This is a genomic window from Caballeronia sp. INML3B, from assembly GCF_023631305.1.
Classification (GTDB): Bacteria; Pseudomonadota; Gammaproteobacteria; order Burkholderiales; family Burkholderiaceae; genus Caballeronia; species Caballeronia turbans.
Genome location: NZ_JALQDI010000029.1, coordinates 1 through 19,149 on the forward strand (window position 1 = coordinate 1; position 19,149 = coordinate 19,149).

At 63.4% G+C, this 19,149-nt stretch carries 18 protein-coding genes; 11 read left to right on the top strand and 7 right to left on the bottom strand.

The window, feature by feature from the left end; all coding sequences use genetic code 11:
* Positions 1-165 precede the first annotated feature (165 nt).
* The 4 genes from NCS58_RS12830 to NCS58_RS12845 form a co-directional block, all read right to left on the bottom strand.
* Positions 166-762 (bottom strand): FMN-dependent NADH-azoreductase, encoded by a 597-nt coding sequence (locus tag NCS58_RS12830; RefSeq protein WP_250477125.1) that lies wholly within the window; start codon positions 760-762, stop codon positions 166-168.
* A gap of 139 nt (positions 763-901) precedes the next feature.
* Positions 902-2,701: a M61 family metallopeptidase gene (locus tag NCS58_RS12835; RefSeq protein ID WP_250477141.1), complete on the bottom strand. Its 1,800-nt coding sequence runs from the start codon at positions 2,699-2,701 to the stop codon at positions 902-904.
* Positions 2,702-2,860: 159 nt separating this feature from the next.
* On the bottom strand, positions 2,861-3,592 hold the full coding sequence (locus NCS58_RS12840; RefSeq protein WP_250477126.1) for a DsbC family protein: 732 nt from the start codon (positions 3,590-3,592) through the stop codon (positions 2,861-2,863).
* 66 nt (positions 3,593-3,658) lie between these two features.
* Positions 3,659-4,831: a UbiH/UbiF family hydroxylase gene (locus tag NCS58_RS12845; RefSeq protein WP_250477127.1), complete on the bottom strand. Its 1,173-nt coding sequence runs from the start codon at positions 4,829-4,831 to the stop codon at positions 3,659-3,661.
* Positions 4,832-5,030: 199 nt separating this feature from the next.
* Here NCS58_RS12845 and ychF point away from each other — a divergent pair, with 199 nt between their 5' ends.
* From ychF to NCS58_RS12865, 4 genes are all read left to right on the top strand, one after another.
* The gene (gene ychF, locus NCS58_RS12850) at positions 5,031-6,125 is read left to right on the top strand and encodes a redox-regulated ATPase YchF (protein WP_061121687.1); all 1,095 of its coding nucleotides are present in this window, start codon (positions 5,031-5,033) and stop codon (positions 6,123-6,125) included.
* 131 nt (positions 6,126-6,256) lie between these two features.
* The gene (locus NCS58_RS12855) at positions 6,257-6,577 is read left to right on the top strand and encodes a DUF3761 domain-containing protein (RefSeq protein WP_250477128.1); all 321 of its coding nucleotides are present in this window, start codon (positions 6,257-6,259) and stop codon (positions 6,575-6,577) included.
* A gap of 143 nt (positions 6,578-6,720) precedes the next feature.
* The gene (gene ettA / locus NCS58_RS12860) at positions 6,721-8,388 is read left to right on the top strand and encodes an energy-dependent translational throttle protein EttA (protein WP_250477129.1); all 1,668 of its coding nucleotides are present in this window, start codon (positions 6,721-6,723) and stop codon (positions 8,386-8,388) included.
* Between the two features lie 150 nt (positions 8,389-8,538).
* Positions 8,539-9,666 (top strand): DUF748 domain-containing protein, encoded by a 1,128-nt coding sequence (locus NCS58_RS12865; RefSeq protein ID WP_250538548.1) that lies wholly within the window; start codon positions 8,539-8,541, stop codon positions 9,664-9,666.
* An 18-nt stretch (positions 9,667-9,684) separates the two neighbouring features.
* Here NCS58_RS12865 and NCS58_RS12870 read toward each other — a convergent pair whose 3' ends face one another.
* From NCS58_RS12870 to NCS58_RS12880, 3 genes are all read right to left on the bottom strand, one after another.
* Complete coding sequence (locus tag NCS58_RS12870; protein WP_250477130.1) at positions 9,685-10,308, bottom strand: HAD family hydrolase; 624 nt, start codon at positions 10,306-10,308, stop codon at positions 9,685-9,687.
* Positions 10,309-10,324: 16 nt separating this feature from the next.
* The gene (locus NCS58_RS12875; protein WP_250538554.1) at positions 10,325-12,112 is read right to left on the bottom strand and encodes an aminopeptidase P family protein; all 1,788 of its coding nucleotides are present in this window, start codon (positions 12,110-12,112) and stop codon (positions 10,325-10,327) included.
* A 126-nt stretch (positions 12,113-12,238) separates the two neighbouring features.
* Entirely contained in the window at positions 12,239-12,511 is a 273-nt protein-coding gene (locus NCS58_RS12880; RefSeq protein ID WP_061121682.1) for a hypothetical protein, read from the bottom strand.
* A 955-nt stretch (positions 12,512-13,466) separates the two neighbouring features.
* On the opposite strand from NCS58_RS12880, the gene NCS58_RS12885 reads away from it, so the two are divergent.
* The 7 genes from NCS58_RS12885 (at position 13,467) to NCS58_RS12915 (ending at position 19,131) form a co-directional block, all read left to right on the top strand.
* The gene (locus NCS58_RS12885; protein ID WP_250477143.1) at positions 13,467-13,739 is read left to right on the top strand and encodes a galactosyltransferase-related protein; all 273 of its coding nucleotides are present in this window, start codon (positions 13,467-13,469) and stop codon (positions 13,737-13,739) included.
* Positions 13,740-13,931: 192 nt separating this feature from the next.
* Entirely contained in the window at positions 13,932-15,227 is a 1,296-nt protein-coding gene (hemA, locus tag NCS58_RS12890) for a glutamyl-tRNA reductase (protein WP_250477131.1), read from the top strand.
* 96 nt (positions 15,228-15,323) lie between these two features.
* Positions 15,324-16,406, top strand: coding sequence for a peptide chain release factor 1 (gene prfA / locus NCS58_RS12895; protein WP_061121679.1), 1,083 nt, complete (start codon positions 15,324-15,326; stop codon positions 16,404-16,406).
* Positions 16,403-17,239: a peptide chain release factor N(5)-glutamine methyltransferase gene (prmC, locus tag NCS58_RS12900; RefSeq protein WP_250477132.1), complete on the top strand. Its 837-nt coding sequence runs from the start codon at positions 16,403-16,405 to the stop codon at positions 17,237-17,239. The genes prfA and prmC overlap by 4 nt, the downstream gene beginning before the upstream one ends.
* An 83-nt stretch (positions 17,240-17,322) precedes the next feature.
* A complete protein-coding gene (gene grxD / locus NCS58_RS12905) occupies positions 17,323-17,634 on the top strand; it encodes a Grx4 family monothiol glutaredoxin (protein ID WP_250538549.1) in 312 nt (103 codons plus the stop codon).
* 13 nt (positions 17,635-17,647) lie between these two features.
* Positions 17,648-18,250, top strand: coding sequence for a UbiX family flavin prenyltransferase (locus tag NCS58_RS12910; protein WP_250490364.1), 603 nt, complete (start codon positions 17,648-17,650; stop codon positions 18,248-18,250).
* Positions 18,251-18,345: 95 nt separating this feature from the next.
* Positions 18,346-19,131, top strand: coding sequence for a class III extradiol ring-cleavage dioxygenase (locus tag NCS58_RS12915; RefSeq protein WP_250538550.1), 786 nt, complete (start codon positions 18,346-18,348; stop codon positions 19,129-19,131).
* Positions 19,132-19,149: the final 18 nt, after the last annotated feature.

Below are 19,149 nucleotides of genomic sequence, written 5' to 3' on the forward strand. Positions count from 1 at the left end.
GTGCTTCGATCAGATAAGTGAGGTGGTCGGCAAGCATCGCACCGGAAAGTTAACAGCCCGGCGCTCCGTTTACAACCACTTCTCACCCCATAAACAAAAATGCCGTTCAGCGCTAACTGAACGGCATTACCGCATAAGCGGGGTTTTCTTCTTGAAGAGAGACGCTTAGACAGCCGCAATGGCCTCACGCGCCGACGCCAGCGCCGCGCCAGCCACTTCCGGCCCCATGTTCAGGCCTTCGGCGTAAATGAAGCTCACGTCGGTCATGCCGAGGAAGCCGAGGAACGTCGTAAGGAACGGCGTCTGCGAATCGTTCGGCGTGCCTGCGTACTTGCCGCCGCGCGCCGACACCACGTACACCTTCTTGCCCTTCACGAGGCCTTCCGGACCGTTCGCGGTATAGCGGAAGGTGATGCCGGCACGCGCGATCCAGTCGAAGTACGTCTTCAGTTGCGACGAGATGCCGAAGTTGTACAGGGGTGCTGCGATCACGACGACATCCGCCGCCTGCAACTCGGCGATCAGCGCTTCGCTCTTCGCGTTGATCGCGGCTTGTTCCGTGCTGCGCTGATCGGCGGGCGTGAAGAACGCGCCGAGCGTGGCGTCGTCGAGGTGCGGAAGGTTGTCGCCCAGCAGATTGCGCACGACCAGCTTTGCGCCCGGGTTGCTTTGTTGCAGTTTCGCGGTCAGTTCGTCGGCGAGCAGCGTCGATTGAGCACCTTGCGAACGGGCGGCGGAGTTGATTTGCAGAATCGTCGTCATGATGGGTTCCTGTTCCTTGATCGGGTTTCGGGCACCGTCGGCGCCCGGCTTAGGAAGCATTCTTCGTTTTTCGACGGTCGAGAAAAAGCCGTGCGGTCGTGACGGATCGTTGCACCGGTAGAACAATCCGCCTCCGGAATCAGCCTTTCAGCCAGCGCTCGCGCCATTGTTTCGACGGGCCGCGTCCGTCGATGGCGGTCAGCACGTAGCGCGCGACTTCCGGCCCGTCGAGCCTGAGCTCGGTGCGGCGCAGCTCGTCGCGGCGGAACGCGTGCACTTCCACCTTCGTGCCCGGCAGATAGCGCGACAGCAGCGCGTCGAGATTGGAGCCGGTGATGCGCAGTCCGTCGATTGCGACGAGCACATCACCCGCCGACAATCCCGCCTTCTGCGCCGCGCTGCCTTCATGCACGACGGCAAGCGTGCAATCCGCGCCGCCGCGCACACGCGCGCCGAGCGAAGGCTTGACCGATGCGCCGTTGCCCGGCAAATCGGGCGCCATCGCGATGCCGAACGGCTCGAGCAGCGCGTCGAGCGGCAGATCGCGCGTGCCGCGCACGCCGTCGCGGAAGAGCGAGCGCAGGTCCGCGCCGGTCGCTTCGGCGAAGAGCGCCTCGACGTCTTCCTCCATAAGTCCGCGCGCCTTGCCGTGGTAGAACTCGCGCCCGTAGCGTTGCCAGAGGAGGCGCATCACGTCGTCGAGCGATTTGCGGTTGTCGGTTTGCGCGCGGATCGACAGATCGAACGCCAGCGCGACGAGCGAGCCTTTCTGGTAGTAGCTGACGATCGCGTTCGGCGCGTTTTCGTCGGCGCGATAGTACTTCACCCAAGCATCGACCGAGCTTTGCGCGACGGACTGCTTGAGGCGCCCCGTGCCGCGCAGCACGCTGCCGATCGTCTTGCCGAGCAGGTTGAAGTAATCGCCCGCCGAGATGAGGCCGCTGCGCACGAGCAACAGATCGTCGTAGTAGGACGTGAAGCCTTCGAAGAGCCACAGCAGCGTCGTGTAATTCTCCTGCGACAGATCGTACGGCGCGAACGCCGCCGGCTTGATGCGCTTCACGTTCCACGTATGGAAGTACTCGTGGCTGCACAGACCGAGATAGGTGCGATAGCCTTCGGTCGTTTCCGGGCGGCCCAGCACGGGCAGATCGGTGCGATTGCAGATCAGCGCCGTCGATGCGCGATGCTCGAGCCCGCCATAACCATCGCTGACGGCGACGGTCATGAACACGTAGCGTTCCACCGGCGCCTTCTTCGTGCGCGGCTCGAAAAGCGCGATTTGCGCTTCGCAGACGCGCTTCAGATCCGCGGCGAGCCGGTTCATGTCGAGATTGACGACGCGCCCCGAAATCACGATGTCATGCTTCACGCCGTGCGCGGTGAAGCTGCCGAGCGCGAATTCGCCGAGCGTGACGGGCTGATCGACGAGTTCGTCGTAATTCGCCGCTTCATAGCTGCCAAAGCCGTAGCGCTTCGTGCCGCGCGCCTCGGCGAGCGCCGTCGCGACGCGCCAGTTGCGATACGCGCCGCCCTGCGGCGGTTCGATATCGACGATGCACGGCGCGGCCGACTGCCCTTCCACCGCGAGGAACGTGCTCGTCCCGTTGAAGAAGCCGATGGTGTCGTCCAGATGCGCGGCGCGCACCGACATGTCCCACGCGTAGACCTCGTAGCGCAGCGTGATCGGTCCGTCGACCGGTGCGGCTTGCCATGCGTGCTTGTCGATCTTTTCGATCGCGACCCGGCGGCCCGCCGCGTTGAACGCCTGCAGCGTCACGATATTGCGCGCGAACTCGCGGATCATGTAGCTGCCAGGAATCCACACCGGCAACATGAACCGCTGGCCAGCCGGATCCGGCTCTGCAACGGTGAGCGTCACTTCGAAGAGATGCGCGGCGGGATTTTTCGGAACGATGCGGTAGCGCACGGGCTGCACCGTTTGCATGAGCGTAGTCATCTCGATGTCCTTGTTCTTGTTCTGGGCGCGCCTGGCCACGCCCGGCGCCTTGCTTCTTTACGCTGCGCTTTCGCAAAAGCAAGGCCGTAAAAACATAGGAGGCGCATGACGCGCCTCCTTTCCTCGTTCGAGCCGCGCTCAGCGCACGGCGGACAGTTCCTTTTCGAGCCGGTCGGCGGGCACGGCGCCCGGCAGACGGCGGCCATCGGCGAGAAACACGGTCGGCGTGCCGGTGACGTTCATCGAGCGGCCGAGCTTCAGGTTCTTGTCGATGGCAGTCGTGTCGCACGACGCTGCCATGGGCGGCGTCTTGCGGTCGAGCATCCAGCTTTCCCACGCGTTCGCGCGATCCTGCGCGCACCAGATCGACTTCGACTTGGCCGTCGAATCCGGCGAGAGCACCGGGTAAAGGAAGGTGTAGACGGTGACATTGTCGATCGATTTCAGCGTCGATTCGAGTTGCTTGCAGTATGGGCAGTTCGGATCGGAAAACACCGCGATCTTGCGCTTGCCGTTCCCCTTCACGACCTTCACCGCGTCTTCGAACGGCAGCTTCGCGAAGTCGATCTTGTTCGTTTCCGAGAGCCGCGCCTCGGTGAGGTTCTTGCTGCTGCGCGTGTCGACGAGATCGCCGATCAGCACGTAGTTGCCGGTCGCATCGCTATAGATGATCTGCGAGCCGAGATTCACTTCGTATAGTCCCGGCACGGGCGTCTTCTGGATGCTCTTGATGGTGGCGTCGCCCATGCGCGATTCGAGCGCCGACTTGATCTTGTCGGTGACTTCATCGGCCTGCGCCGAACAGCCGATGCTGAGCGTCACGGCGAGCGCAGCGGCCGTCGCGAGAGCGATGCGAAAGGTGGTTTTCATGCGGTTTCCTGTGAGTCGCTTGAGCGTAGCGCGTGCGTCGCGCCTGTGGAATATCAATGGACTGTCTCAGCCGAGCGCCGCCGACACAAGCCAGCGCTTGATGAGCGGCTGCGCGCCGACGAACGCCATGCCCGTGTTACGGACCGCGCGCGCAAGCGTGCCCGGCACGGAAAAGAGCCGCTGCAGGCCGTCGGTCGCGAACATGAGCTTCTGGATGTCTTCGCGGCGCGCGCGTTCATAGCGGCGCAGCAGAATCGGATCGCCGAGATCGCGGAACGACTCTTTGTTGGCGATGACGTCAGCCAGCGCGGCCACGTCACGCAGGCCGAGGTTCATGCCCTGCCCCGCGAGCGGGTGAATCAGATGCGCGGCATCGCCAACGAGCGCGACGCGCGGCGCGATCAGCTTGTCCACGGTCTGCAGCCCGAGCGGAAAGCCCTGCGCGGGCGTCACGCAATCGAGCGTGCCGAGCATGTTTTGCGTCGCCTGTTCGACCTGGGCCGCGAGTTGAGCGGGATCGAGCGCGAGCAGTTCGTCGGCGTGCTCCGTGCGTGCCGACCACACGAGCGAAACGTGATCGCCGGGCAACGGCAGCAGCGCGATGATTTCCGTATCGCGGAACCATTGATATGCGGTTTCGCCGTGCGGCCGCTCGGCCCGGAAATTGGCGACGACACCCGTCTGCCGATAATCGCGACGATTCATCTTCGCGCCCATTTGAGCGCGCACCCAGGAATGCGCGCCGTCGGCGCCGACGATCAGATCCGTTTCGAGCATTTCGCCGCTCGCGAGCGCGACATGCGCGGCGTCGGCCTCGACCGTCATGCCCTGCGCGCGCGATTCGAACCACGAGAGGCTCGGCTGAAAGCGCAACGCGGCATCGAGCGACTGTTCGATCAGCCACGATTCCACGATCCACGCGAGTTGCGGCACCGACGCCTGGAACGCCGAGAAGTGCAGTTCCGCGTGGGCGTCGCCGAAAACACGCATGTGGAACACCGGACCGAGACGCGAGCGATCGAGCGCCTGCCAGACGCGCAGCCGCTCGAGCAGCGCCTGCGAGCTCGAGGACAGCGCGTAGATGCGCGAATCGAACGCTGCGCCCGGCGGCAGACCGGCGGGGCGCGACGCGATGAGCGCGGTGCGCAGACCGGATTGGGCGAGCGCGAGCGCGGCCGTCTTGCCGACGAGCCCGCCGCCGACGACGACTGCGTGGAATCTGAGGGGATGCGGAGTCATCCGGGCATTATAGCCGTGGGGTTCGAACGGGTTTGCCGGCCGAGGGTGCCGCTTGCGGGCGTCGGCACGGCGGTACAATAGCGGTTTGCCCGGCCGCCTGAGGCGGCCGCAGCGTGGCGGGCGGTCCTCGCCCGCTCTTTGCGCACCATTTTGACGAAACCTGCGCGGCCCGCGCCGTCTCACCAGTTCGAAGGATCCCATGAGCCTCCAATGCGGCATCGTCGGCTTGCCCAACGTCGGCAAGTCCACACTTTTCAATGCTTTGACCAAGGCGGGCATTGCCGCCGAGAACTATCCGTTCTGCACGATCGAGCCGAACGTCGGCGTGGTCGAAGTGCCGGATCCGCGTCTGAACGCGCTCGCCGAGATCGTGAAGCCAGAGCGCATCCTGCCGGCGGTGGTCGAGTTCGTCGATATCGCGGGTCTCGTTGCGGGTGCGTCGAAGGGTGAAGGCCTCGGCAACCAGTTTCTGGCGAACATCCGCGAGACGGATGCAATCACGCATGTCGTGCGCTGCTTCGAAGACGAGAACGTGATCCACGTCGCGGGGAAGATCGACCCGATCGCGGATATCGAAGTCATCAACACCGAACTCGCGCTCGCCGATCTGGCGACGGTCGAAAAGGCGTTCACGCGTTACTCGAAGGCGGCGAAGTCGGGCAACGACAAGGAAGCGGCGAAACTCGTCGCCGTGCTCGAGAAGGTGCGCGCGCAACTGGATCAGGCGAAGCCGGTGCGCGGTCTCTCGCTGACCGACGAAGAACAGCTGACCATCAAGCCGCTGTGTCTCATCACGTCGAAGCCGACGATGTACGTCGCAAACGTGAAGGACGACGGCTTCGAGAACAATCCGTACCTCGACGCGGTGCGCAAGCACGCGGAAGCGGAGAACGCGCCGGTGGTCGCGGTGTGTGCGGCGATCGAAGCGGAAATCGCGGATCTCGACGATGCCGACAAGAAAGACTTCCTCGCCGATATGGGCATGGACGAGCCGGGTTTGAACCGCGTGATTCGCGCGGGTTTCAAGCTACTCGGCCTGCACACCTACTTCACGGCGGGCGTGAAGGAAGTGCGCGCGTGGACGATTCATATCGGCGATACGGCGCCGCAGGCCGCCGGCGCCATTCACACGGATTTCGAGCGCGGCTTCATCCGTGCGCAGACAATTTCGTTCGATGACTACATCGCTTATAAGGGCGAACAAGGCGCGAAGGAAGCGGGGAAGATGCGGGCGGAGGGGAAGGAGTATGTCGTTCATGATGGGGATGTCATGAACTTCCTGTTCAACGTGTAAAACGTCAAGAACAGTCAAAGCTGCTTGCCTCGCGAAGCGGAGTACCCGATAAAGGGGCTCCGCTTTTTTCTTGCGCGGCAAGGCAGCGCACCGATGCGCGATAAATAACAACAACGAGAGAGCAAAAGAAGATGAAGAGACACGCGTCGATGAGCGCGTTGCGTGCGTTCGCGGTGACCGCGCTGATCGTGACGAGCGTCGTGTGGACACCCGGCGCCTTCGGCTATCGCGGCTATCAATATCAATACCAGCCGCAACCAGACGAATCCGACCTCGACAACCACGGCCACTACGTCAATCACGACGGCAACCTCGTCCACTCGCCCGCGCACACGCGCTCGGGCACGGTCCCCACAGGCGCGACCGCCCGATGCCGCGACGGCACCTACAGCTTCAGCCAGCATCACAGCGGCACGTGTTCGAGACACGGCGGCGTGGCGAGCTGGCAGTGACCGATGGCACCGCGAAGTACAATGCCATTTGATCCCGCGCGCGCCAGGCGCGACGGCGGGAACGCGCGAAACCGCGCGACCGGACATCCTCGCGCGCCGACTCGAACGCGCCGCGTTCATACCCTCAATCAATCACGGACAACATGGCCCAATACGTCTTCACCATGAACCGCGTCGGCAAAATCGTCCCGCCGAAGCGTCAGATCCTGAAAGACATCTCCCTCTCGTTCTTTCCCGGCGCGAAGATCGGCCTCCTCGGCCTGAACGGTTCCGGCAAGTCGACGCTCATCAGGATCATGGCGGGCGTCGATAAGGACATCGAAGGCGAAGCCACGCCGATGCCGAACCTGAACATCGGCTATCTGCCGCAGGAGCCGCAACTGGATCCGCAGCAGACCGTGCGTCAGGCCGTCGAGGAAGGTCTCGGCGACGTCTTCCAGGCACAAAAGAAGCTCGACGAAATTTACGCCGCCTACGCCGAGCCCGACGCCGACTTCGACAAGCTCGCCGCCGAACAGGCGAAGTACGAAGCGATTCTCTCGACGAGCGATGGCGGCAGCCCCGAGCAACAGCTCGAAGTCGCCGCCGACGCGCTGCGCCTGCCCGCATGGGACGCGAAAATCGAACATCTGTCGGGCGGGGAAAAGCGCCGCGTCGCGCTCTGCAAGCTGCTGCTGCAAAAGCCCGACATGCTGCTGCTCGACGAGCCGACCAACCACCTCGACGCCGAATCCGTCGAATGGCTGGAGCAGTTCCTCACGCGCTATCCGGGCACCGTCGTCGCGGTGACGCACGATCGCTACTTCCTCGACAACGCCGCCGAATGGATTCTCGAACTCGACCGCGGCCACGGCATTCCGTGGAAGGGCAACTATTCGAGCTGGCTCGACCAGAAGGAAGACCGCCTGAAGCAGGAAGAATCGAGCGAATCCGCGCGTCAAAAGGCGATCAAGAAGGAACTCGAATGGGTGCGCCAGAACCCCAAGGGCCGTCAGGCGAAATCGAAGGCGCGCATCGCGCGTTTCGAGGAGCTCAACAGCCAGGAATACCAGAAGCGCAATGAGACCCAGGAAATCTTCATTCCGGTCGGCGATCGTCTGGGCAATGAGGTCATCGAGTTCAAGAACGTCAGCAAGGCATACGGCGATCGCCTGCTCATCGACAATCTCGACATGAAGATTCCGGCCGGCGCAATCGTCGGCATCATCGGGCCGAACGGCGCCGGCAAGTCGACGCTCTTCCGCATGCTAACCGGCAAGGAGCAGCCGGATTCGGGCGAGATCGTCAAGGGGCCGACCGTCAAGCTCGCTTACGTGGATCAAAGCCGCGCCGCGCTCGCCGCCGACAAGACCGTGTTCGAGGAAATCTCCGGCGGCGCCGACGTGCTCACGGTCGGCAAGTACGAAACGCCGTCGCGCGCGTATATCGGCCGGTTCAACTTCAAGGGCAGCGATCAGCAGAAGCTCGTCGGCAATCTGTCGGGCGGCGAGCGCGGTCGTCTGCATCTGGCGAAGACGCTGATCGCCGGCGGAAACGTGCTGCTGCTCGACGAACCGTCCAATGACCTCGACGTCGAAACGCTCCGCGCGCTCGAAGACGCGCTGCTGGAATTCGCCGGCTCGGTCATGGTGATCTCGCACGATCGCTGGTTCCTCGACCGTATCGCCACGCACATCCTCGCGTTCGAAGGCGATTCGCATGTCGAATTCTTCGACGGCAATTACCAGGAATACGAAGCCGACAAGCGCAAGCGCCTCGGCGAAGAAGCAGCGAAGCCGAAGCGTCTGCGCTACAAGCCGATCACGCGCTGAGCATGGCAAACATCTGATGATTCGCGGCGCGCACCAATGCGGGCGCGCGCACGGACATCAGGTACGAAAGTGGCGACTGTGTAGGACGCAGTCGCCACTTTCATTTTCGAGCGGCACTTTCCGATAAGCCGACACGGGAGACACACGCAGATGGCGGGATCGAGCGCGAGGCGGGGAGCGCTTTGGGCAATCGGAATCGTGGTGGCGCTTTTCGTCGTGGCGATCGGCGGCTGGCTTTTCGCCGTGCATCAGATCAAAGAGCGCATCATCGAGACGCTCGGCCCAAGCGGTTCGGTGGAAGAAATCGACGTCGCCTTCGGTCAGGTGACGCTCTCGCGCGTGCGCCTGCGCGGCCCGAAAGACTGGCCCGCGAGCGACGCCATGCGCGCCGAACGCATCGTGCTCGATGTCGACATGCGTTCGCTCATCACGAAGCCGGTTCATCTGCGCAGCGTGAGCGTCGACAACTACTATCTGTCCATCGTCCGCTCCGCCGAGGGCCGCGTGCGCATCCTGCCGGGGCTCAGGGAAACTGCGCAGGAAGCCAACGCCACGCCCGACAGCAAGGAACGCGAGGAACACGCGCGAGAGGAAAAGCTCATCGATCGCGTGTCGTTCGAGCGCGGTTCGATGGAGTTCTTCGACGGCTCCGTGCAGAACCCGCCGTACCGCGTGCTGATCGGCGATGCGCGCGCCACCGTCGATCACATTCATCTGCCCGCCCTCACCGACCGCACCGAGCTTTCGATGACCGGCTCGATCAAGGGGCCGTCGCACACGGGCAATGTGACATGGGGCGGCTGGATGGTCATCGCGAACAAGGATTCGCAGACGCGCGCGACACTGCGCAACGTCGATGTCGCGACGCTCGATCCGTATCTGCTCAAGAAGGCCGGCGCAAAGGCGGCCGTAACGGGCGGCACCATCGACTTGTCGATCGATGCCACCGTGAAGGCCTACCGCATTCACGCGCCCGGCACGCTCACGCTGAATCACCTGCAGATCAGCGACGCCGGCAATCCGCTCGACACCTTTCTCTCGATCCCGACCAAAGCCGCGATCGCCGCGCTGAAGGACCGCAAGGAGCAGATCAAGCTCGATTTCGTGCTCGACGGCGATTTGCGCGATCCGAAGTTTTCGCTCAGCGAAAGTCTGTCGAAGAAGCTCGCGGCCGGTTTCGCGAAAGCCCTCGGCGTGAGCGCCGAAGGCGTCGCGCGCGGCGCGGGCGATACGGTGCGGGGAATCGGCAACGCGCTGAAGAATCTGCTGGGGCCGTAGCGCGTTGCATGTGCGCGTTCAGATCGGCAGATTCAGCGCGCGCAGCTTCGTTTCCGTGTCCAGTGCGCCGGTGTAGTGGACGCCGTGCCAGCCGAGCGCGGTCGCGGCTTGCGCGTTCTTCAGATTGTCGTCGATGAACACGAGCTCGTCTGGCCGAACGCCCGGCAAGTGCTTGTCGATCTCCGCGCGCATCAAATCGAAGATCTGCGGATCGGGCTTCACGAGACCGACGCGCCCCGACACGACGATCTCCCGAAACTTCCGCAGCACGTCGAAGCGCTCCCACGCGTACGGAAAAGTTTCCGCCGACCAGTTCGTGAGGCCAAAGAGCGGCACGCCCGCGGCCTCGAGCCGGTCGACGAGCGCGACGCCCTCTTGCATCGCGCCCGCCACCATTTCCGGCCAGCGCGCATAGAACGCGCGAATCAGCGCTTCGTGCTCGGGATATTGCGCGATTAACTCGGCCGTGCCTTCTTCGATCGTCTGTCCACCGTCCTGCTGCACGACCCACTCCATCTTGCAGACGTTGTCGAGAAACCAGCGGCGCTCGGTTTCGTCGGGAATCAGATGTTTGTAGAGATACTCGCGATTCCAGTCGATCAACACGCCGCCGAAATCGAACACCACGGCCTTGATGGTCATCTCGCCGCGCTCCTCGTCAGATCGCCTTCGTCCGCTCTTCGAGCCACGCCAGCGCTTTGCCCGACACATGCGGCGACACGCGTGTGCGAACCGTCTCGTGATACGCGTTGAGCCATGCGCGCTCGTCCTCACGCAACAGCGACAAGTCGATGCAGCGCGTATCGATCGGGCACAGCGTCAGTGTTTCGAATTCGAGGAAATCGCCGAACTCGGTCTTGCTCGCCGCGCGGTTCAACACGAGATTTTCGATGCGGATGCCCCACTTGCCCGGCCGATAGATGCCCGGCTCGATCGACGTGATCATGCCCTCTTCCATCGCCGTCCAGGATTCGGCCGGCGCGTAGTGCGAGATCACCTGCGGACCTTCGTGCACGTTCAGGAAGTAGCCGACGCCATGCCCCGTGCCGTGACCGTAGTCCGCGCCCGCTTCCCAGATCGGCGCGCGGGCGATCGAATCGAGCATCGGCGAACGGATGCCCCGTGGAAAGCGCGCGCGGGAAAGCGCCATCGTGCCCTTCAGCACGACGGTGAAATCGCGCTTGTGCGCGGCCTCGATTTCGCCGATCGGCACGACACGCGTGATGTCCGTCGTTCCGCTCAAATACTGGCCGCCCGAATCGATCAAGAGCAAGCCGTTGCCTTCGATCACGGCATGGGAGGTCTCGGTGGCGCGGTAATGCGGCATCGCGCCATTGGCGTTGAAGCCCGCGATCGTGGCGAAGCTCAGCGTGACGAAGCCCGGACGACGCGCGCGCGCGGCGGTCAGCTTCTCGTCGATCGTCAGTTCCGTGATGCGTTCGCGGCCGAGCGCCTCTTCGAACCACGCGAAGAATTCGGCGAGCGCGGCGCCGTCCTGTTCCATCGTCGCGCGAATGTGGTCCGCTTCGGCCGCTGTCTTGCGCGATTTGGCGAACGTCGACGGATTGACTGCCTCGACGATCTTCACCGACGCGCGCACCTTCTCCAGCAGCCCGTGCGTGATGCGGCGCGGGTCGATCAGGAGCGTCGCGTCCGCCGGCAACGCCGCGAGCGATTCCGGCGCGGCCCGATACGGTGCGACGTGCACGTTGTCGCGTGCGAGGGATTCGACGAGCGTGGCGGGAACCTTGCCATCGGCGACGAAGATCGTCGCGTCATCGAGACCGATCAGCGCATGCGCGACGAAAACCGGGTTGTAGCTCACATCGCCGCCGCGCAGATTGAAGATCCACGCGAGGTCGTCGAGCGTGGAAACGAAGTGCCATTGCGCGCCTTTCGCCTGCATCGCGCCGCGCACCTGCGCGAGCTTTTCCGCGCGGGTGACGCTCGCATGTGGCGCGGCGTGCTCGTAGACGGCCGCTTCAGGCAAGCCGGGGCGCGCCGGCCACACCGAATTCAGCAGGTCCAGATCGGTGCGCAGCACGATGCCGCGCGCGGTCAGCGCTTCGGACAATGCGCGCGCCGCTGCGACGCCGAGCACCGTGCCATCGACGGCGACGGTCGCGCCCGAGGGCACGTGTTCCGCGAGCCATTCGACGTGCGGCGCGGTTTGCTGGCCGCCCATCATCTTCATGAGCGCGATGCCGGTACCGGCGAGTTGCGCTTCGGCCTGTGTCCAGTAGCGGCTGTCGACCCAGACACCCGCGAAATCCGCCGTCACCACGAGCGTGCCGACCGATCCGGTGAAGCCCGAGAGCCACTGGCGTCCTTGCCAGCGTTCCGGCAGATATTCGGAGAGGTGCGGATCGGCGGACGGGATGAGCACGGCGGCGAGCTTTTCGAGCGCCATCTGGCCGCGCAACGACTCGATGCGTCTCGCGAACATCGCGGGCTCCGGAATGGCTGAATCTGCAATGCGATCGTTCATGAAGTCACCTGCTTGAAAGCCCGCGTGGGGCGCGAAGAGCACGGCGCGCGGCGAGGATCACCCGCCGCACGCAGAAAAAGTAGATCAGCGGCGCGCCGCCAGTCCGACGGTCGTCGTCACGACGAGGAACGCGAAGACCGCACACGCGAGCCATTCGAGCGTATCGCCATCGTGATAGACGTCGACGATATTGCCGAGCATGCGCGCGACGACCGTCGCCAGTATGCCAGCGGCGATCGCCGTCCAGATGCGTCCCGCCGGACCGCGCGCGCCGCGTCCCGCACGCCGCAGCGGATGCAGCCACCAGCCCGCCGCGCCGATTACCGCGCCGAGAAAAATCAGTCCGATCCAACCCATCAGCGGCGCTGCTCCGCGGGAATCGATTTAGCGAAAAGTGAAGCGTTCTGGATTACGGGCATGGTCTGGACAATTCTCGGCGGATGCAGCCGTTGAGTTTAGGGGCCGGGTATGGCCAGCGCAAGACTCCGATCCGGCCCCGCACACGGCGTGGACGAGTCTTCCGGAGTCAAGGAACATTCAACAACCGCATTTCCAGTTGAGACGCTTATGTGAATTTTCCGAGTTTTTCCCATTCGACAGGATGTTACGATTTTGCATCAGATGGCACCCGCATTTATCGGAATAATCCGGATAAAAGCGCTGGAAGTGAACTTAGGCTTCGCGAATGTGCTCGATATAACAGTCAAAACTCGCATTAATATCGCTCGATCGCTAACGCAGCGGAGCGATTTCCAGAGGCATCTTTCATGACGGAAAACAATGTGATTTCCCTGCGCGGTCTCGAAATGATCATCACCTATCGCGGCGCCAACCACGAGAGGCGTGACAATCTGAGCGCCGTCCTTCGCCACTTGGCCCGTACCTACTCGGACTATCAGATCTGGTTGATCGAGGCAGATGCCACGCCTAGGTTCGATTGGTGCGAATTCGGCGACCCGAGAATCAGGCATTTGTTCGTGCATGACACGGGCCCTTTTCCGAAGGCGCGACTGGTCAATCTCGGCGCCCTCATGGCTAAGAGCCCGATTATTTGCCTGCACGATGCCGATATGATCGCGAATCCGTCTTTCATGAAGGCGGCGCTTGACGCGCTGATCGACTGTAACAACAGCGATGCGCTTTGTCCTTTTACACGCGTATTGAATGTTTCGGGTAATCGCCGCCAATCGTTCATCGAATCGGGCGATTTCGCCGAATTCGCTCCATTTTTGGAGAGTGATTTACCAGACGAAATAAGTCTGCTGTACGCCAATACGCCGGGGCGATCAATCTCTTCAAACGCGCGGAATTCATCCGCATCGGCGGGCTGGACCCCGGCTTCATCGGCTGGGGAGGCGAAGATGACGACTTGTTTCTGCGCGCAGCGCGACTCGGCGTGCGGTGGCATGCGCTCTCGGATCCTAAGGCCGCGCTGTTTCACCTCCATCACGACTCTGCCTCGCGCCTCCAGATATGTGAAGAGGAGGACAGCGCCAGAAACCGTCGGATGGCGTCCCGCACCGGCGAGATCTCAATCGAAGAACTGGAAGCGCGCGCGGCCGAGCTTGCCAAGTTTTTCCGCTGAACTGTACGCCGCGGCTTTCTGTCACGCGCATGAACCGTGGGCGGAAGCTCATCGCCACGCTGGGTGGCGTAAGCGGCATCGGCCACTGCTCGCGCCCCAAATGCCACCTATAAATGAAGAAATACGCAAAAGGCGATAATATTGGGCTATCTGAAAGGCGACCGGCTTAGGCCCAAAGCATCAGCTCAAAAAATGCAGCTCCTCACGATCGGAATCAATCACCACACTGCGCCTGTCGCCCTGCGCGAACGCGTGGCGTTTCCGCTCGAACAGCTCAAGCCCGCGCTGGGCGCGCTGAAGGACATCTGGCTGGGACCGCTCGCGAAGGCATCGCCCGAAGCGGCCATCCTCTCGACCTGCAACCGCACCGAACTCTACTGCGCCACTGACGACGCCGCCGCCCGCGAAGCCGCGATCCAGTGGCTCTCGAAGTATCACAGCATCCCCGTTCCCGAACTCGCGCCGCACGTCTATGCGCTGCCGCAGTCGGAAGCCGTGCGTCATGCGTTCCGCGTCGCATCGGGGCTCGATTCGATGGTGCTCGGCGAGACGCAAATCGTCGGACAAATGAAGGACGCCGTGCGCACGGCGTCCGAAGCCGGCGCGCTCGGCACGTATCTCAATCAGTTGTTCCAGCGCACATTCGCGGTGGCGAAGGAAGTACGCACGACGACGGAAATCGGCGCGCAGTCGGTGTCGATGGCCGCCGCCGCCGTGCGTCTCGCGCAGCGCATCTTCGAGAACATTTCGAGCCAGCGTGTGCTGTTCATCGGCGCGGGCGAAATGATCGAACTCTGCGCGACTCACTTCGCCGCGCAGAACCCACGTGAGTTGGTCGTCGCAAACCGGACGGCGGAGCGCGGCGAGAAGCTCGCCGGGCGCTTCAATGGCCACGCGATTCCGCTCTCCGAACTGCCCGCGCGCATGCACGAGTTCGACATCATCGTGTCGTGCACGGCGTCGACGCTGCCGATCATCGGTCTCGGTGCAGTCGAGCGTGCGGTGCGGGCGCGTCGCCATCGGCCGATTTTTATGGTCGATCTCGCCGTGCCGCGCGACATCGAGCCCGAAGTCGGCAATCTTCACGACGTCTTCCTCTACACCGTCGACGATCTCGGCGCGATCGTCCGCGAAGGCAACGCGTCGCGCCAGGCTGCGGTCGCGCAGGCCGAGGCGATCATCGAGACGCGCGTCGCGAATTTCATGCAGTGGCTCGATGCGCGCAGCATCGTGCCGGTCATCCGTCACATGCACACGCAGGCGGACACGCTGCGCCGCGCCGAAGTCGAGCGCGCGCGCAAGATGCTCGCGCGCGGCGACGACCCCGCCGCCGTGCTCGAAGCGCTGTCGCAATCCCTCACGAACAAGCTGATTCACGGCCCGACACACGCGCTCAACCGCGCGAGCCGTGAGGAGCGCGACCAGCTCATCGACCTGATGAGCGGCTTCTATCGCCACGGATCGTCGTCCGATTCGTCGGAACGTTAGCGGCTTTCTCTTTGCTATTCTCAAACGCTCCGCGCGGCCCGCGCGGCGCTCTCTGATCGCAGTATTTCCTGGCGCTGACCGCGCCGATTCCGCCCGATGAAAACGAGCATGCAGAGCAAGCTCGACCAGCTTGCAAAACGGCAGGTCGATCTCAACGAATTGTTGAGCCGTGAAGACGTGACAGCCGATATGGACCAGTATCGGAAGCTCACGCGCGAGCACGCGGAAATCAGTCCGATCGTCGATCAATACGCGCTCTGGCGTCAGGCGTTGACCGACGAAGCCACCGCGCAGGAACTGCTCTCCGATCCGTCGATGCGGGATTTCGCCGAAGAGGAAATCGGCGAGGCGCGCGAGCGCATGACGAAGATCGAAAGCGACTTGCAGATGATGCTCTTGCCGAAAGATCCGAACGACGACCGCAACATCTTCATCGAAATCCGCGCGGGCACGGGCGGCGACGAATCCGCGCTGTTCGCGGGCGATTTGCTGCGCATGTATCTTCGCTACGCGGAACGTAACCGATGGACCGTCGAGACGATGTCGGAGAGCGTGTCGGATCTCGGCGGTTACAAGGAAGTGATCGTGCGCATCGCCGGACAAGGCGCGTATTCGCGGCTCAAGTTCGAATCGGGCGGGCATCGCGTGCAGCGCGTGCCGGCGACGGAAACGCAAGGGCGCATCCACACGTCAGCGTGCACGGTCGCGGTGATGCCGGAAGCCGATGAAATCAGTGAAGTCGTCATCAATCCAGCCGACTTGCGTATCGATACGTTCCGCGCGTCGGGTGCGGGCGGGCAGCACATCAACAAGACGGATTCCGCCGTGCGCGTCACGCACCTGCCGACGGGCATCGTCGTCGAATGTCAGGACGACCGCTCGCAGCACAAGAACAAGGATCGCGCGCTGAAGGTGCTCGCCGCGCGCATCAAGGACAAGCAGTACCACGAGCAGCACGCGAAGGAAGCGGCGACGCGCAAGAGTCTGATCGGCTCGGGCGACCGCTCGGAGCGCATCCGCACGTACAACTTCCCGCAGGGGCGCATGACGGATCACCGCATCAACCTGACGTTGTACAAGCTCGAATACATCATGGACGGCGATCTCGATGAAATGATCGCCTCGCTCGTTTCCGAGCATCAGGCCGAGCAACTCGCGGCACTCGGGGAAACCGATTGAGCACGGCAGCCGAGTTGCTGCGCGCTGCCGGACTGCCGCAACTCGAAGCGCGCATTCTGCTGATGCATGTGCTCGGCTGGCGGCGCACCGAACTCATCACGCGTGATCGTGAACCGCTCGATGCGGATGCGGTTGCGCGCTTCGACGCGCTCGCGGCGAGACGTCTGAACGGCGAGCCGATTGCGCAATTGACCGGCCGCCGCGAGTTTTTCGGCCTCGAATTCGGCGTGACGCCGGACGTGCTGATCCCGCGGCCGGAAACCGAATTGCTCGTGGAGCTCGCGCTCGAGTCCATCGCCGATAAGACAAACCCGCGCGTGCTCGATCTCGGCACCGGCACCGGCGCTATCGCAATTTCGATCGCTCATGTGCGGCCCGATGCGCGCGTGTGGGCGGTCGACCGATCGAGCGCCGCGCTCGATGTCGCACGAGACAACGCACGCGCGCTGCTCGAAGCGACGCGCGAAGGCGGGCCCGTTACATTCATCGAAAGCGACTGGACCGCGAACACCGATCCATCGCTCATGTTCGAGGCGATCGTGAGCAATCCGCCCTATATCGCGAGCGACGATCCGCATCTCGCGCAAGGCGACTTGCGTTTCGAGCCGCGCGCCGCGCTCACCGACGACGCCGACGGCTTGTCCGCGATCCGCACGATCATCGGGACGGCGCCGTTTCTGCTGACGACGAACGGCGCCTTGTGGATCGAGCACGGCTACGATCAGGCGCAATCCGTGCGCGAGCTGCTCAAGGCACGCGGCTTCACCGATGTCCGCTCGATGCGCGATCTCGCTGGCATCGAGCGCTGCTCCGGTGGTCTTTTCACGGCCTGAGCATCTGGCTCCCGTCAGCCCGCCAAACCGAAATCCGCTATCATTTCAACCATCATTCCACCGACTTCAAGCGCAGGAACGCCATGGACACGCAAGAACGCATCAAGCAGATCGTCGATCAAAACCCCGTCGTCCTTTTCATGAAAGGCACGGCGCAATTCCCGATGTGCGGTTTCTCGGGCCGCGCGATCCAGGTGCTGAAGGCATGCGGCGCCGATCAGATCAAGACCGTGAACGTCCTCGAAGACGACGAGATCCGCCAGGGCATCAAGGAATTCTCGAACTGGCCGACCATTCCGCAGCTCTACGTGAAGGGCGAGTTCATCGGCGGCTCGGACATCATGATGGAGATGTATCAATCGGGCGAACTGCAGCAGCTCTTCGCCGCAGCCTGAGTTTTTTCCGCAAGTGAGCGCCCCCGCTGCCGCAAAACGACGGCTCATCGTCGCGATTACCGGCGCAACGGGCGCCATCTACGGCGTCCGTCTGCTCGAGACGTTGCGCCGGCTTTCCGGCGTCGAAACGCACTTGCTCGTTTCGAGCGCCGGCTGGCTCAACATCCAGCACGAACTCGATCTCGACAAGGCCACGGTCCACGCGCTCGCGGACGTCGTCCATAGCGTGCGCGATGTCGGCGCGACTATCGCGTCGGGTTCATTCGCGACCGACGGCATGGTCGTGGCCCCGTGCTCGATGCGCACGCTCGCGAGCATCGCGCATGGTCTTTCCGACAATCTCATCACCCGCGCCGCCGACGTCGTGCTGAAAGAGCGCCGCCGCCTCGTGCTGCTCGTGCGCGAGACGCCATTCAATCTAGCGCATCTGCGCAACATGACGGCCGTCACCGAGATGGGCGGCGTGATCTTTCCGCCCTTGCCCGCGTTCTATCAAAAACCCGCGACGATCGAAGAAATGGTTGATCACACGGTCGCGCGCGTCATCGATTTATTCAGTATCGGCGAGCCGGTTGCGCCCGCCTGGCAAGGTCTGCGCGGCGAAGCGCCGGATTAACAACGGCGACGACACAATGCATTGCCGTTCGAGCCGTTTATCAACACAGCTCGTGGCTCTACATTTGATGGCAGACCCCACAGGAACTTGCTGCCATGAGCCGACTGCCCACCGTTTTCATTTCCCACGGCGCGCCGACGTTGCCGATCGATCCGTCGATGCCGTCCGCCGAGTTTGCCTCGCTCGGACAGACGCTGCCACGCCCGCGCGCCATTCTGATGTTGTCCGCCCACTGGGGCACGGCGCAGCCGGCGGCGAGCACTGCCGAACGGCCGGAGACGATCCACGATTTTTATGGCTTCCCGCGCGCCCTTTACGAATTGCGCTATCCGGCGCCAGGCGCGCCCGGTGTGGCGAAACGCGCCACGGCGTTGCTGGGCGAGCAAGGCATTCCCGCGGCGACAGCGGATCGTGGGCTCGATCACGGCGCATGGGTGCCCCTGCTGCTGATGTTTCCGGATGCGGACGTCCCGGTCGCGCAACTATCGATACAGCCGCATCTCGACGCCGCGCATCATTTCCGTATCGGCCGTGCATTGCGCGAGTTGCGCGATGACGGCGTGATGATCGTCGGTTCCGGGCAGATCACGCACAATCTGCGCATGGCCGATTTCAGCGCGCGTCCGGAAGACGCCGATCCGCGCGTGGCCGAGTTCACCGACTGGTTCGAGCGCCGCATGACCGAGCGCGACATCGACGCCCTGCTCGACTATCGCGCCCGCGCGCCGCACGCCGCGCTGATGCATCCGACCGACGAACATCTTCTGCCCGTGTTCAGCGCGCTCGGCGCGGCGGCGGACGCCTATCGGCTGGGCATCCAGTCGCTCGGCACGTTCCAGCGCGCGCTCGCGATGACCAACTACGTGTTCACCGACGATTGACGTCGAAACCTGCGTCGA

Bases quoted from the DNA above. Each gene is read 5' to 3' on its own strand.
- NCS58_RS12830 (WP_250477125.1), bottom strand. From the start codon at position 762: ATGACGACGATTCTGCAAATCAACTCCGCCGCCCGTTCGCAAGGTGCT.
- NCS58_RS12840 (WP_250477126.1), bottom strand. From the start codon at position 3,592: ATGAAAACCACCTTTCGCATCGCTCTCGCGACGGCCGCTGCGCTCGCC.
- NCS58_RS12845 (WP_250477127.1), bottom strand. From the start codon at position 4,831: ATGACTCCGCATCCCCTCAGATTCCACGCAGTCGTCGTCGGCGGCGGG.
- ychF (WP_061121687.1), top strand. From the start codon at position 5,031: ATGAGCCTCCAATGCGGCATCGTCGGCTTGCCCAACGTCGGCAAGTCC.
- NCS58_RS12855 (WP_250477128.1), top strand. From the start codon at position 6,257: ATGAAGAGACACGCGTCGATGAGCGCGTTGCGTGCGTTCGCGGTGACC.
- ettA (WP_250477129.1), top strand. From the start codon at position 6,721: ATGGCCCAATACGTCTTCACCATGAACCGCGTCGGCAAAATCGTCCCG.
- NCS58_RS12865 (WP_250538548.1), top strand. From the start codon at position 8,539: ATGGCGGGATCGAGCGCGAGGCGGGGAGCGCTTTGGGCAATCGGAATC.
- NCS58_RS12870 (WP_250477130.1), bottom strand. From the start codon at position 10,308: ATGACCATCAAGGCCGTGGTGTTCGATTTCGGCGGCGTGTTGATCGAC.
- NCS58_RS12875 (WP_250538554.1), bottom strand. From the start codon at position 12,112: ATGTTCGCGAGACGCATCGAGTCGTTGCGCGGCCAGATGGCGCTCGAA.
- NCS58_RS12880 (WP_061121682.1), bottom strand. From the start codon at position 12,511: ATGGGTTGGATCGGACTGATTTTTCTCGGCGCGGTAATCGGCGCGGCG.
- hemA (WP_250477131.1), top strand. From the start codon at position 13,932: ATGCAGCTCCTCACGATCGGAATCAATCACCACACTGCGCCTGTCGCC.
- prfA (WP_061121679.1), top strand. From the start codon at position 15,324: ATGAAAACGAGCATGCAGAGCAAGCTCGACCAGCTTGCAAAACGGCAG.
- grxD (WP_250538549.1), top strand. From the start codon at position 17,323: ATGGACACGCAAGAACGCATCAAGCAGATCGTCGATCAAAACCCCGTC.
- NCS58_RS12915 (WP_250538550.1), top strand. From the start codon at position 18,346: ATGAGCCGACTGCCCACCGTTTTCATTTCCCACGGCGCGCCGACGTTG.